This window comes from Salipiger abyssi (assembly GCF_017311415.1).
Lineage (GTDB): Bacteria > Pseudomonadota > Alphaproteobacteria > Rhodobacterales > Rhodobacteraceae > Salipiger > Salipiger abyssi_A.
In genome coordinates this window covers 131,760-144,894 of sequence record NZ_JAEKIS010000012.1, presented here as the reverse complement: position 1 = coordinate 144,894, position 13,135 = coordinate 131,760, and the positions used below count along the sequence as shown (strand labels likewise).

The 13,135-nt window shown below is 67.1% G+C and carries 14 protein-coding genes; 8 read left to right on the top strand and 6 right to left on the bottom strand.

Translation table 11 applies throughout. The features are described from left to right. Window position 1 precedes the first annotated feature (1 nt). The 5 genes from I6N89_RS16720 to I6N89_RS16700 are packed head-to-tail and all read left to right on the top strand — an operon-like array spanning window position 2 to window position 4,610. The gene (locus I6N89_RS16720) at window positions 2–940 is read left to right on the top strand and encodes a carbohydrate ABC transporter permease (protein ID WP_207019586.1); all 939 of its coding nucleotides are present in this window, start codon (window positions 2–4) and stop codon (window positions 938–940) included. Continuing rightward, window positions 937–1,767 carry a carbohydrate ABC transporter permease gene (locus tag I6N89_RS16715; RefSeq protein WP_207019584.1) on the top strand — a complete coding sequence of 277 codons (831 nt, stop codon included), beginning with the start codon at window positions 937–939 and terminating at the stop codon, window positions 1,765–1,767. Before I6N89_RS16720 ends, I6N89_RS16715 begins: the two co-directional genes overlap by 4 nt. Window positions 1,768–1,771: 4 nt before the next feature. Next, a complete protein-coding gene (locus tag I6N89_RS25790; protein ID WP_207019583.1) occupies window positions 1,772–2,953 on the top strand; it encodes an ABC transporter ATP-binding protein in 1,182 nt (393 codons plus the stop codon). Between the two features lie 38 nt (window positions 2,954–2,991). Next, a complete protein-coding gene (locus I6N89_RS16705) occupies window positions 2,992–3,903 on the top strand; it encodes an ABC transporter substrate-binding protein (protein WP_207019580.1) in 912 nt (303 codons plus the stop codon). Then, window positions 3,900–4,610 carry an aspartate/glutamate racemase family protein gene (locus I6N89_RS16700; RefSeq protein WP_236016683.1) on the top strand — a complete coding sequence of 237 codons (711 nt, stop codon included), beginning with the start codon at window positions 3,900–3,902 and terminating at the stop codon, window positions 4,608–4,610. Before I6N89_RS16705 ends, I6N89_RS16700 begins: the two co-directional genes overlap by 4 nt. Window positions 4,611–4,638: 28 nt before the next feature. Here the strand turns inward: I6N89_RS16700 and I6N89_RS16695 are convergent, their stop codons facing one another. Then, on the bottom strand, window positions 4,639–5,538 hold the full coding sequence (locus tag I6N89_RS16695; protein WP_207019578.1) for a MurR/RpiR family transcriptional regulator: 900 nt from the start codon (window positions 5,536–5,538) through the stop codon (window positions 4,639–4,641). Between the two features lie 28 nt (window positions 5,539–5,566). On the opposite strand from I6N89_RS16695, the gene I6N89_RS16690 reads away from it, so the two are divergent. Next, a complete protein-coding gene (locus I6N89_RS16690) occupies window positions 5,567–6,148 on the top strand; it encodes an HD domain-containing protein (RefSeq protein ID WP_207019576.1) in 582 nt (193 codons plus the stop codon). Between the two features lie 15 nt (window positions 6,149–6,163). On the opposite strand, the gene I6N89_RS16685 is transcribed toward I6N89_RS16690, so the two are convergent. The 5 genes from I6N89_RS16685 to I6N89_RS16665 form a co-directional block, all read right to left on the bottom strand. Then, window positions 6,164–7,447 (bottom strand): NAD(P)/FAD-dependent oxidoreductase, encoded by a 1,284-nt coding sequence (locus tag I6N89_RS16685; RefSeq protein WP_207019575.1) that lies wholly within the window; start codon window positions 7,445–7,447, stop codon window positions 6,164–6,166. 133 nt (window positions 7,448–7,580) lie between these two features. After that, window positions 7,581–8,411: a metal ABC transporter permease gene (locus tag I6N89_RS16680; protein WP_207019574.1), complete on the bottom strand. Its 831-nt coding sequence runs from the start codon at window positions 8,409–8,411 to the stop codon at window positions 7,581–7,583. Then, the gene (locus I6N89_RS16675; RefSeq protein ID WP_236016690.1) at window positions 8,408–9,232 is read right to left on the bottom strand and encodes a metal ABC transporter permease; all 825 of its coding nucleotides are present in this window, start codon (window positions 9,230–9,232) and stop codon (window positions 8,408–8,410) included. Before I6N89_RS16675 ends, I6N89_RS16680 begins: the two co-directional genes overlap by 4 nt. A 32-nt stretch (window positions 9,233–9,264) precedes the next feature. After that, on the bottom strand, window positions 9,265–10,155 hold the full coding sequence (locus I6N89_RS16670; RefSeq protein WP_207019570.1) for a manganese/iron ABC transporter ATP-binding protein: 891 nt from the start codon (window positions 10,153–10,155) through the stop codon (window positions 9,265–9,267). Between the two features lie 34 nt (window positions 10,156–10,189). Further along, the gene (locus tag I6N89_RS16665) at window positions 10,190–11,092 is read right to left on the bottom strand and encodes a metal ABC transporter substrate-binding protein (protein ID WP_419247626.1); all 903 of its coding nucleotides are present in this window, start codon (window positions 11,090–11,092) and stop codon (window positions 10,190–10,192) included. Between the two features lie 147 nt (window positions 11,093–11,239). Here I6N89_RS16665 and I6N89_RS16660 point away from each other — a divergent pair, with 147 nt between their 5' ends. Together I6N89_RS16660 and I6N89_RS16655 are read left to right on the top strand one after the other, a co-directional pair. Next, a complete protein-coding gene (locus I6N89_RS16660) occupies window positions 11,240–11,662 on the top strand; it encodes a Fur family transcriptional regulator (RefSeq protein ID WP_076697903.1) in 423 nt (140 codons plus the stop codon). A 7-nt stretch (window positions 11,663–11,669) separates the two neighbouring features. Continuing rightward, window positions 11,670–13,112 (top strand): cobyric acid synthase, encoded by a 1,443-nt coding sequence (locus tag I6N89_RS16655; RefSeq protein WP_207019569.1) that lies wholly within the window; start codon window positions 11,670–11,672, stop codon window positions 13,110–13,112. The last annotated feature ends 23 nt before the right edge of the window (window positions 13,113–13,135 follow it).

Genomic DNA, 13,135 nt, shown 5'->3' with positions numbered 1-13,135 from the left:
AATGCAGACGGTGCAAACGACAGGGCTTGCCTCCACAAGCCGCAAGAACCGGACAAGATCCGGTCGGCTGGCGGCACTTGTTCCCTACGCTTTTGTCGCGGCTCCGCTCGCCTATCTCGGCGTCTTCATGTTCTGGCCGCTTGGTCGCCAGATCTGGATGAGCCTCACCGATACCAGGCTGATGAACCCCACCCATGGCGATTTCGTCGGCCTGGAAAACTACCGCGATCTGCTCACCGACCCGCAGTTCTATACCTCGCTCAACGTGACCATCCTCTACACGCTGTGGACGGTCGTTCTGGGTGTCGGGCTGGGCACCGTCGCGGCGCTTGCCATGGATCGCCCATTCAAGGGGCGCACGATCATCCGTGCCATCCTGCTGTTCGGCTGGGCGGTGCCCAACGTCGCCGCCACGCTGGTCTGGCTCTGGATCTTCAACGGGCCCTCGGGCGTGGCGAACGAGATCACCGAATGGCTGGGGCTGGGACGCATCCAGTGGCTGACCTCGATCCAGTGGGCCCTGCCCTCGATCCTCGCGGTCACGGTCTGGCAGGTTGCGCCCTTCGTCATGCTTGTGATGCTGGCAGCGCTGCAATCGGTGCCGGAGGAGGTGCGCGAAGCCTGCCGCATCGACGGCGCCGACGGGCTGAACGTGTTTCGCAACGTCACCCTGCCCTACATCATGCCGACCATGCAGCTGGTTTCGCTGCTGGTGGCGGTCTGGTCGATCCGGCGGTTCGAAATCATCTATCTGCTGACCGGCGGCGGCCCCATCGGCTCGACCTCCACGCTGGTGGTGCAGATCCGCCTGACCGCCTTCGAGGATTACGAACTCGGCCTGGCCAGCGCCTATGGCGCGGTGGGCCTGCTTCTGGCGCTGCTGGTGGCGCTGATCAACTACCTGTTCGAGCGCCGCCGCGCCAAGGTGATGTCGAAATGAAAAACGCCCCGCTGACCGCCGCCTTGCGCGCCCTTCTGATCGTGGTTCTGGTGACCTTCGCGGGCTTCCCGATCTATTGGATGGCCTCCACCGCCCTCAATGTGAACGCCCAGCTCTACAACACCGGGCAGGTGCCCTGGCTCCAGTTCGGCAATCTGCCAGAGCTGTTTCGCGAGCTGGTGGAGCTGCCGCTGCTGCGCTGGCTGTTCAACACCGGGCTGATCGCCGGCGGCACCACAGCGCTCAGCCTCACGATGGGCTCGATCCTCGGCTACGCCCTGTCGCGCTTCCGGTTCCACGGACGCGGCATGATCGGCTTTCTGATGTTCATGACCCAGGTGATCCCCGAAGCGCTGCTGGTGGTGCCGCTTTATGCGATGTTCATCACCATGGGGCTGCTGAACAGCCTGTGGGGGCTGGTGCTCGCCAATGTCGGCTTTTCGCTGCCGGTGGCCGCTTTCATCCTCAAGAGCGCGATGGATGCGATCCCCTATGAGATCGAGGAATCCGCGACCATCGACAATTGTCCGCGCGTCGGCATCCTCACCTTCATCATCCTGCCGCTGATCGCCCCCAGCCTGGCCGCCGCCGCCGTCATCTCGTTCTTTGCCGGCTGGAACGAATTCCTGTTCGCGGCCACCTTCCTAATGGACCGCGAGCTGTGGCCGACCTCTGTGGGGCTGGCCAGCTTCATCGGCCAGTACGAAACCCCGCTCTCGGCGGTGATGGGCGCAGCGCTCGTCTTTTCGCTGCCCGCCGTCGCCTTCTTTCTCCTCGTCCAACGCAAGATCGTCGCCGGGTTGACCTCTGGTGCGGTGAAAGGCTGATCAGATGCCAAAGATAGATTTCAACGGTATTTCCAAGACGTTCGGATCCAACACCGTCATCCGCAGGTTCAATGCCAGCGTCGAGGACGGCGAGTTCCTGGTGCTGCTCGGGCCGTCCGGCTGCGGCAAGTCCACGCTGCTGCGCATGATCGCGGGGCTGGCGGATATCTCGGGCGGCGACCTGCTGTTCGACAGCCAGCGCGCCAATGACTGGTCGCCCAAGGAACGCGGTGTGGCCTTTGTGTTCCAGAGCTACGCGCTCTATCCGCACATGACGGTGCGGTCCAACATCGCCTTTCCGCTGGTCATGGCGGCGTTCCGCAAATGGCACCACATTCCGCTGGTGAACATGGTCCAGCGCTGGCGGGTGATGCAGCAGCCCGAGGTGAAAGCGGCGGTGGAGCGCATAGCCGAGCAGCTCGAACTGACCGCGCTGCTCGACCGCCGCCCCGGCAGCCTTTCTGGCGGGCAACGGCAGCGCGTGGCGCTGGCACGGTCGCTGGTGCGCGATCCATCGCTCTATCTGCTGGACGAGCCGCTCTCCAATCTCGATGCCAAACTGCGCACCCAGATGCGCTCGGAAATCACCACCCTGCATCAGAAGGTGAAAAAGACCTTTGTCTACGTCACCCACGATCAGGTCGAGGCGATGACCATGGCAACCCGCATCGTGGTGATGAACAGCGGTATCATCCAGCAGATCGGCACACCGGACGAGATCTACGACACGCCCGCCAATACCTTTGTCGCGCGCTTCGTCGGTGCCCCCCCGATGAACCTGATCCCGGTGCAGATCGTCGGCGACGAGCTGAGCGCCGAAGGCATCGGCTGGACACATTGCGGCGGCACACCGGAACGTGCGAACAGCGCGATCTTTGGCATCCGCCCCGAAAAGATGACGATTTCCGCCACGGGCGACGGCCGCATGCCCGGCACTGTCGCGGTGATCGAACGGCTGGGCGCCGAAACCATCCTGGGGTGCCGGCTGGGCGACGGCGAGTATGGCGGCATCAGCACCGAAAATCTGGTCTTCGTGCGGATGCCTGGCCATCCGCCCCTTGGCCTCGGCGCCGCCTGTACTCTCGACTACGACGATGCAGATGCCGTCTGGTTCGACAAACCCACCGGCCAGCGGGTCACGCCGCTGCCCGCCACCGCGACGCCAGAGGCCGCAAGCGCGCTCTGAGCCCACTCGCCGAACCCCGCAAGGAAAGGACACCCGTCGTGGACCGGTTTCTCGTCTCCGCCACTGGCCATAGCCTCAACTACCTCCCGCACTATGTCGCCGCCCAAGAGGGCTATTTCGCCGAGGAGGGCCTCGCGGTGTCCGAGGTCGTGCCGCGCCCGTGGGATCTGGTGCTCGATCACATCCGCAACGGCAATGCCGAAGCCGCGCTCGGCGGCATCTGGGTGCCCTCCATGTTCCACGGGCGCGGCCGGCGGCTCGTGCCTTTCGCGCAAGTGTCGAACCGCGCACCGCTGGCGCTGGTCGGGCGGTCGGCGGGCACCCCGCGCTTTGACGCGCAGACGCTGGTGGGCAAGACCGTGCTGATGAAGGGATCGAACGGCGCCAGCGTCGGCATCTTCCTCAAGATGATGCTGCGCGAAAACGGCGTCGAGCCCGATCGTGTGAACTACATCCAGGATCTCGACGCCGGCATTCTGCAAGACTGCTTTGCGGGCGGCATGGGGGATTACCTGCTGATCGACCTGCCCGGCGCGCTGGCCGTCGAAGCTGCCGGCAAAGGGCATGTGGCCGCGATCTTTGCCATCGACGGCGGCGATATCCCCTGGAGCGTCTACTACACCGAAGGGCTGGCGCCAGACGACACCCGCCCCGCGCGCTTTGCCCGTGCCCTGGCGCGCGGCATGCGCCGGGTCAACGAAGGTGACGCGGCCGGGATGCGCGACATGCTGGCAAAGACCTTCCCCAACATCGACCCCGGCATTTCGGTCCGTGTCGTGGAGATCTACCGCGCGCAGAACATGTGGACCACGCCGCGTATCGGCGAGGCGTCATACGCCCGTTGGCAGACCGGCATCGCCGATGCGCATCTGACGGCGGCGCCGATCGCGTATGACACGCTCAACGACGGCGTGCCGACCCTGCCCTTCGCCGCGCGGGGGGCCGCATGATCCGCGTCGCCGTCACCAACCCCAACACCACCGCCGCGATGACCGAGAGCATCGCCGCTGCCGCCCGGCTTGCCGCCGCGCCGGATGTGGAGATCATTGCCGGCCAGTCGGTCAGGGGCCCGGCGGCCATCGAGGGCCCGTTCGACGGAGCGCTGGCGGTGCCGGGCATGTTGGCGCGGATGCGCGACGCCGAGGCCGAGGGCGCGCGCGCTCATGTCATTGCCTGTTTCGACGACACCGGGCTCGACGCGGCGCGGGCCTTTCTCGAACGCCCGGTCGTGGGCATCGGCGAAGCGGCCATGCATGTCGCCTCGCTGCTCGGCCACAGCTTTGCCATCGTCACGACGCTATCGCGCTCGGTGCCGGTGCTTAGCGACAACGTGGCACGATACGGGCTCGCCTCGCGCTGCCGGGCGGTGCTGGCCAGCGACATCCCCGTCCTGTCCCTGCACGATCCCCGGTCCGGCGCGCCCGAGATCATCTCCGGCCATATCGAGACCGCCCGCGCACGGGGCGCCGAGGCCATCGTCCTGGGCTGCGCCGGCATGGCCGAGTTCGCCCGCACGCTCGAAGCCCGGCACGGCCTGCCGGTGGTCGAAGGGGTCGGTGCCGCGGTCGGTCTGGCCAGCCTGCTCGCCCGCCAGAACGCGGTGAGCTCGCGACAGGGTGTCTGGGCACGCCCCTCCCGGAGTCATCTCGTTGGGTGAGTGTCGGCCGGCAACGGCGCCCGGCGCGTCACTTCTGCGGAAGCGGAGTCGACACGTCGTCGAATTCCGAGACCAGGTCGTCGATGCGGCGGTAGCGTTCGATTGCCGACGCGCCCATGGCCGCATGCACCTGCCAGGCCAGGCAGTTGATCAGCGTCACCGCCGCAGCGAAAGAGTTGAAAGGCGCCGGGCTCTGGGTGTGGCAGCGCAGGGTCATATCCGCCGCCCGGGCGCTCGCCCCGGCGGAGCGGTCGGTGATGAGCAGCGTCTCGGCGCCGGCCTGCCGCGCCTCTTCGAGCAGCCGCACCAGAACCCGCGGTCGGCGTCGGAACGCGATCACCAGCAGCAGGTCGCCCGGCCCCACAGCCGCCACCGACCGGGACAGCGCTCCCGCGCCGTAATCGAGGATCTGCACGCCGTCGCGGATCAGGTTCAGATAGTGGTCGGCGTGGAGGGCAAGACCCTCACCGCTGCGCATCCCCATGATCCAGACGCGCCGCGCCTCGGCGACCCGCCGGGCGATCTCGCTCAGGCGCTGTTCGGAGATGGTCGCGAGCGTCAGGCGGATATTCTCCAGATCCGCTTCCATCATCTTCGCGGCGCTCGCCCCGTGCTCGGTGCTGACCGGCAGACCGGCCTGCGGCGATCCCCAGAACTGCTCGGTCCGGATCGCACGCTTGGCCTCGGTATAGCTTTTGTAGCCCAGTGCCCGGATCAGCCGCGCCGCCGTGCTCTTGGACACGCCGGCCTTTTCCGCCAGCTCGACGGCGGTGAAAAGCGGCAGGTCCATCTGGTGTTCCAGCAGGACATCCGCCAGTCGTTTCTCCGATCGCGTAAGGCCGGCATGCGCACGATAGATACGCGCCTCGAGCGACAGCCGCTCAAGACCCGATTCCGCCGATCCGTTGAGAGAACCCGTCTTTGTCATCTTTCCAAATGAGCAGGTCGAACCCCAAATGAAAAGCTACAAGATCGTTGCGCCGACCGACGCAGAGCGCACCGCCCTTCTGGAGGCATTTCCCCGCATGACAGAGCTGAGCGCCGAGCTGCGCGACAAGGCGCAGGTCGCCTGGGCCTCCATGGTGGCGAGCTCGTCTTTCGCGGAGATCGGCGCGGTGCCGTTCTCGCACGGCTCGAAGGCGCGGCTCATCGACCATACCAATGATGTGATCGAGGCAGGGCTGGCGCTGCATGCGCTGGCGGAAAGCCGCTGGGGATGGGAGGTCGACCGCGAACGGCTGCTCGCCATCCTGCTGCTACACGATCTCGACAAGCCGCTGCTGATGCGGCGCGAAAACGGGCTGGATATCGACACACCCGTATCGAGCCGCATTCCGCATGGGGTGCTCGCGGGGCTTATGCTGGCCGAACTCGGCGTGGGCGAGGAGATCATCGCCGCCGTCGCCACGCATGCCACACACGCGCCGCTGCGCGGCCCAGATCCGGAAGTGCTCATTCTGCATTACGCCGATCTGTTCAGCGCCGACGCGGAAATCCAGCTGACCGACAGGATGCCGTTCTTCCGGCGCTGTCGCTGAGCGCGGCGCACGGGATCAGGAGGCAAAGCCCAGCCTGTCCTTCATCCAGTAGTACCGCACGCCGATATCCATCACCGGCCCGCGCAGCGCATGCCAGCCGATGGGCCGGATCGGCGTTTCCGGCAGCGGCAGCGGCGTCCCCTCGGCAAGCCGGTCTGCCAGCGCCGCGCCCATGGCGGTGGCCATGGCCACCCCGCGCCCGTTATAGGCGGCGACCGCCCAGAGCCCCGGCTCGGGCTCGTGGATATGCGGCAGGTGATCCATGGTCAGCGCGAGATGCCCCGACCAGGCCATCTCGACCCGCGCGTCCGCGATCTGCGGAAAGAGCCGGCGCATGCCCTGCTCCAGCGCGTCCTGCAAGCCGGTGGAATAGACCGGCCCGGTGGCGCCGCGCCCGCCGATCACAAGGCGGCGGTCCGGCGTCAGGCGGTAGTAGAAGGCCAGCTTGCGGGTCTCGGAACAGCAGGCGCCCTGCGGCAGGATCGTCGCGGCGACCGCCTCGTGCAGCGGTTCGGTCGCGACGATGGAGGATTGCACCGGCAGGATCGAGCGCGCCATGCGCGGCATGAGCCTGTCGTCATAGGCGTTGGTCGCCATCACCACGGTCTGGCCGCGCAGGTGGCTGCCGCCGAAGTCGACCCGCCAGCCCGCGCCCTCCTGCGTCACCGCCGTGGCGCGCGCACCGGTGACGATGCGCACGCCCGTCGCCCGTGCCGCCCGCGCAAGCCCCCGCGCATAGGAGAGCGGATTGACCAGCCCGGCGCGCAGATCGCGCCAGCCGCCGTGATAGACCCGCGTGCCGGTGGCCTCTGCCATGGTGTCGGCGTCGTAGATCTCGACCGGCGCGCCCTCGCGCTCCCAGTCCCGCGCCCGCGCATGCACGGCGCTGAGGGCCTTGGCCGAATGCGCGCCCTGGATCCAGCCCTGCCGCGTCGCGGCGCAGGCGATGCCATGCCGCTCGATCAGGTCGAACACCCGGTCCGCCGCGCCGCCGGCGAACTCCACCAGCCTGTCGCCCGCCTCCGCACCCCAGCGGGCACGCATCTCCGCCGGGTCGATCTTGAGGCCCGGGATCACCTGCCCCCCGTTTCGCCCCGAGGCGCCGAAACCGATCTTTTCCGCCTCGATCAGCGTCACCGCGACGCCGCGCTCGGCCAGGTGCAGCGCCGTGGAGAGCCCGGTGAAGCCGCCGCCGATCACCAGCACCTGCGCGTCCTCGGGCGCGTCGCTCCCCGGGTCCGGCTCCTCTGCGGTGGCGTACCAGAGCGAACGGTCCCAGAGATCGGCGGAAAGGGTCATGAGCGCATCTCCATCCGGGCGCGCCGCGCGCCGCCCGGAGCATTGAACGATAGCGCGATTGGTTTCACCGCCGCCCGGGCTTTGCAAGGCAGGGCACAGGCAAAGGCGCGGAAATCGCCCACATGCCGGCGGATCAGCCCAGTTGCGTGGCGCGCCGGGTCAGCCAGAGCCGTCGTGCGAAGGCCAGCCCGAAGAGCGCCGTCAGGATCAGCACGATGGTGGGCGCGGGCGCGCTGTCGAGAAACACGCTGAGATAGGTGCCGCTCAGCATCGAGAACAGGCAGGCGAGGCAGGCGACCACCAGCATGTGGCCGAAGCTGCGGGTCACCAGGAACCCGATGGCCCCCGGCGCGATCAGCAGCCCAACCGCCAGGATCAGCCCGGTCGCCGTCAGCGTCGCGACGATGGTCAGCGACAATAGCGCCAGCAGCCCGTAATGCAGCAGCCCCACCGGCAGGCCCGAGACCCGCGCCTGCGCCGGATCGAAGGCATGCAGCAGCAGGTCCTTCCAGCTCAGCAGCAGCGCCGCGGTGACAAAGAGCGAGATGATACCGGCGGTCCAGAGATCCTGCGTCCCCACCCCCAGCATATTGCCGAAAAGGATGTGGTCGAGATGCATGGCGGTGTCGATCTGGGTGTAGATGACGATGCCGAGCCCGAACATGCCGGAAAACACGATGCCCATCACCGTATCCTGCTTGACCCGGCTGTTGCGCGACAGAAACCCGGTGGCGAGCGCCGTGAACATGCCCGCCGCAAAGGCGCCCAGCACCAGCGGCAGCCCGGCCACATAGGCCAGCACCACACCGGGCAGGATGGCATGGCTCACCGCGTCGCCCATCAGCGCCCAGCCCTTGAGCACCAGAAAGCACGACAGCAGCGCCGTGGGGATCGCCACGATGGCGCAGATCAGGAAGGCGTTCTGCATGAAGGCGAACTGGAAGGGCATCAGAAGCTCGCTCATGCCACGTCCTCCCGCAGCGCCTCGGCGGCCCGGCGCCGCGCTGCTAGCATCCCGTGCCGTGGCGCAAAGACAAAGGCCGCGAGGAAGAGCAGCGTTTGCAGCACCACGATCACCCCGCCGGTCGCGCCGTCGAGGAAAAAGCTGAGATAGGCGCCGAAAAAGGCGGTCAGCGCGCCGATGGCGACGGAGGTCACGATCAGCCGGGGAAAGCGGTCGCAGAGCAGATAGGCGGTGGCGCCGGGCGTCACCACCATGGCGACCACCAAAAACGCCCCCACCGTCTGCATCGCCGCCACCACCGAGGCCGAGAGCAGCGTGAAGAACACCGCCTTGAGCAGCCCGGGCCGCAGCCCGATGCTCTGCGCGTGCGCCTCGTCGAAGAACACCGCCATCAGGTCGCGCCACTTGGCCAGCAGCACCATCAACGACACCAATCCGATGATCGCCAGTTGCAGCGTGTCCCCCGGCGAGATCGCCAGGATATTGCCCATGGTGATGGTCTGCACCGAGACCGCCATCGGGTTGACCGAGACCATAAACAGCCCCAGTCCGAAGAAGCTGGTGAAAATGATGCCGATGATCACGTCTACCTTGAGCCCGGACCGTTCGGACAGCATCAGCATCGCCGCCGCCGCCAGCCCGCCCGAGAGGAACGCGCCCAGCGCAAAGGGCAGGCCCAGCATATAGGCGCCGGCAACCCCGGGCACGACCGAATGCGAAAGCGCGTCGCCGATCAGCGACCAGCCCTTGAGCATCAGATAGGCGGAGAGAAAGGCGCAGACCGCGCCCACCAGCGCCGAGACCCACATGGCGTTGGACATGTAGCCATAGGCAAAGGGCTCCAGCAGCACGCTCACTGCTCCTCTCCGCGCACGCGGGTCTCGTCGCCGTATTGCACCAGCGGGCGCTCGTCATCGGTGAGGATCGTCACGCGGCGCGCGTCGTCGTCCTGATGCAGATCGCCACCGCCAAGGGTGAAATGCCGCAGCACCCCGCCAAAGGCGCGTTCGAGGTTCTCGCGGTTAAAGACGCGCGCGGTCGGGCCGTGGTCGAGCACCGTGCCCTTGACCAGAACCGTGCGGTCGCAGAACTCCGGCACCGAGCCCAGATTGTGGGTCGAGACCAGCATCACCCGCCCCTCCTCGCGCAGCTCGCGCAACAGCGCGATGATCTGCTCCTCGGTGGTCACGTCGACGCCGGTAAAGGGTTCGTCGAGCAGGATGATCTGCCCATCCTGCGCCAGCGCCCGTGCCAGGAAGACGCGCTTTTTCTGCCCGCCCGACAGCTCGCCGATCTGGCGGTGACGGAACTCCAGCATATTGACCCGGCGCAGCGCGGTCTCGACGGCGTCGCGGTCGGCCCGGCTCGGGCGGCGCAGAAAGCCCATATGGCCGTAGCGCCCCATCATGACCACGTCCTCGACCAGCACCGGAAAGGACCAGTCCACCTCTTCGGCCTGCGGCACATAGGCGACGAGGTTGCGTTTCAGCGCCTGTTTGACGGTGTGGCCCAGCAGCCGAATCTCGCCCTGTGCGACGGGCACAAACCCCATGATCGCCTTGAAGAGCGTCGATTTCCCGGCGCCGTTCACCCCTACCAGCGCGGTCACGCTGCCGCGCGGCACCGCAAAGCTGGCGCGGCGCAGCGCGGTGTGGCCGTTGCGGTAGGTCACCGTCACGTCGCGGGCCCATAACCCCTCGTCCGGCGCCTGCGCGTGCTCGGCGGGATCGGATCGCTGGATCATCTCTGGCATCCTTCCGGCTGTGGTCATGGCGCGCTCACTCGCCGGTTCCGCTCAGGCCGCGCGCGATGGTCTCGGAGGTCACCCGCAGCAGGTCGAGATAGCTGGGCACCAGGCCGCCGGGCTCCGACAGGGAGTCGACATAGAGCACCCCGCCATAGGCCGCGCCGGTCTCGCGGGCGACCTGTTCGGCGGGCGCCGTGTTGACCGTGCTTTCGCAGAAAACCGCCGGAATGTCATGCGCCTCGACGCTGTCGATCACGGTCTGCACCTGCCGGGGCGTGCCCATCTGGTCGGCATTCATCGGCCAGAGGTAGAGCTCCTGCATGTCGAAATCCCGCGCCAGATAGCTGAACGCGCCTTCGCAGGTCACCAGCCAGCGCTGCGGCTCGGGGATCTGTGCAATCTCGTCGCGCAGCGGCTCCAGCGTGTCGCGCAGGGCCTGTTTGTAGTCCTCGGCGTTCTGCGCGTAGGTCGCGGCATTCTCCGGATCGTACTCGGCAAAGGCAGCCGCGATATTGTCGATATAGATCAGCGCATTATCCAGCCCCATCCAGGCATGCGGGTTGGGCTTGCCCTCATAGCTGCCGGACCCGATGGCGATCGGGTCGATGCCCTCGGAGAGCGTCACCGAGGGGATATCGCCGAGATTGTCGAGAAACTGTGCGAACCACAGCTCCAGATTGAGCCCGTTCCACAGGATCAGGTCGGCGCCATGGGCGCGGAACAGATCGCGTGGCGTCGGCTCGTAGCCGTGGATCTCGGCCCCCGGCTTGGTGATCGAGACCACCTCCGCCGCATCGCCCGCCACGTTCTGCGCCATGTCGGCAAGCACGGTGAAGGTGGTCACGACCTTCATCTTCTCCGCCGCCAGAGCAGCCTGCGCGGAGCAGAGACCGAGAAGGACGGCGGCGGCAAGGCGCATCGGAATCGCGTGCATGGGCTCTCCTTTCAGATTTGCGTCATGTAAATGCGAACCATTCTCACCTGTCAAGCACGTAAATGAGACGCAGTCGCAGGTTCAAATTCTTGCAAGCCTCTCCCGCCGGCGATACCAAGGGGCTCACTTCACGGATGGGCGGATCGGATGAACGCGGAAACGACGGAATTTGCCGACGCGCTGCGCGCGGCGGGGCTGCGGGTCACCCAGCAACGCATGAGCGTTCTGTCGATTCTGATGGAGGCGCAGGACCATCCCAATGCCGACGAGGTCTTTACCCGCGCCAAGGAGATCGACGGCTCGGTCTCCTTCGCCACGGTCTACCGCACGCTCGCGGCTCTGGAAGAGGCCGGGCTGATCCGGCGGCTGAGCTTCGAGAACGAGCCGGCGCGGTTCGAGATCATGCCGGTTTCCGAGCACGACCACATGGTCGATATCGACACCGGCGAGGTGATCGAGATCGACAGCGCAGAGATCAACCGGCTGCGTCAGGAGCTGGTGGCGCGGCTGGGCTACGAGATCGTCCACCAGCACACGCTGATCCGCGCCCGCAAGAAGCCGGTGAGCTAGGCCCCCGATGACCGCGCTGATGATTCAGGGCACCGGCTCGAACGTGGGAAAGTCTCTGCTGGTGGCCGGGCTCTGCCGCGCGGCACGGCGGCGCGGGCTTTCGGTGGCGCCGTTCAAGCCGCAGAACATGTCCAACAACGCCGCCGTCACCGCCGATGGCGGCGAGATCGGTCGCGCCCAGGCGTTGCAGGCGCTGGCCTGCGGACTGCCGCTGCACACGGATATGAACCCGGTGCTGCTGAAACCCGAAACCGATACCGGCGCGCAGGTCGTGGTGCAGGGCAAGCGCCTGACCTCGACCCGGGCGCGCGACTATCCGCAACTGAAACCGCGTCTGATGGCGGCGGTGCAGGAGAGCTTTGCCCGGCTGCGCGCGGCCCATGATCTGGTGATCGTGGAGGGCGCCGGCAGCCCCGCCGAGGTCAATCTGCGCCGCAATGACATCGCCAATATGGGCTTTGCCTGCGCGGCGGATGTGCCAGTGGTGCTGGCCGGCGATATCGACCGGGGCGGCGTGATCGCGCAGATCGTCGGCACGCAGGCGGTGCTCTCCGAGGAAGACAACGCGATGATCGCCGGCTTCCTGGTCAACCGGTTCCGGGGCGATCCCCGCCTCTTCGACGACGGCTATGCGCTGATCGTCGACCGCACCGGCTGGCCCGGCTTCGGCGTGCTGCCATGGTTTCCCGATGCGTGGAAGCTGCCCGCCGAGGACGCGCTCGACATCGGCGCGCCGGAGCGCAGCGGCGGGCTGCATGTGGTCTGCCTCGCGCTGTCGCGGATCGCGAATTTCGACGATCTCGACCCGCTGGCGCAGGAAGACGGTGTGCGGCTCACCATGCTCGGCCCGGGTCGTGCGATCCCGGGCGATGCGGATGTGGTGATCCTGCCCGGCAGCAAATCCACCCGGGGCGATCTGGCGTTTCTGCGCGCGCAGGGCTGGGATGTGGACCTTGCAGCGCATATCCGGCGCGGCGGCCATGTGCTGGGGATCTGCGGCGGCTATCAGATGCTCGGGCGCAGCGTCGCCGATCCCGACGGGATCGAAGGCGCGCCGGGCACCGATCCCGGGCTCGGCCTGCTGGAGATCGACACGGTGATGACTGGCGACAAGCGGCTGACGGAAACCCGGGCGGTGCATGCCGCCACCGGCACAGGGTTTCACGGCTATGAGATTCATATCGGCCGCAGCGACGGGCCCGACCGGGCGCGGCCCTTTGCCACGGTCGAGACCCGGCCCGAGGGCGCCGTCAGCGCAGATGGCAGGGTCTGCGGCAGCTACCTGCACGGCATGTTCCGCGACGACGCCTTTCGCGCTGCCTGGCTGGCGGGGTTCGATGTGCAGGCAGCGGGCCGCTACGACGCCGCAGTCGAGCAAGTGCTTGATGCGCTGGCCGAACATATGGAAGCACATCTCGACGTGGAGGGGCTGCTCGGCCTGGCACGCTGAGGCGCAAACCGTACAGCCTGACG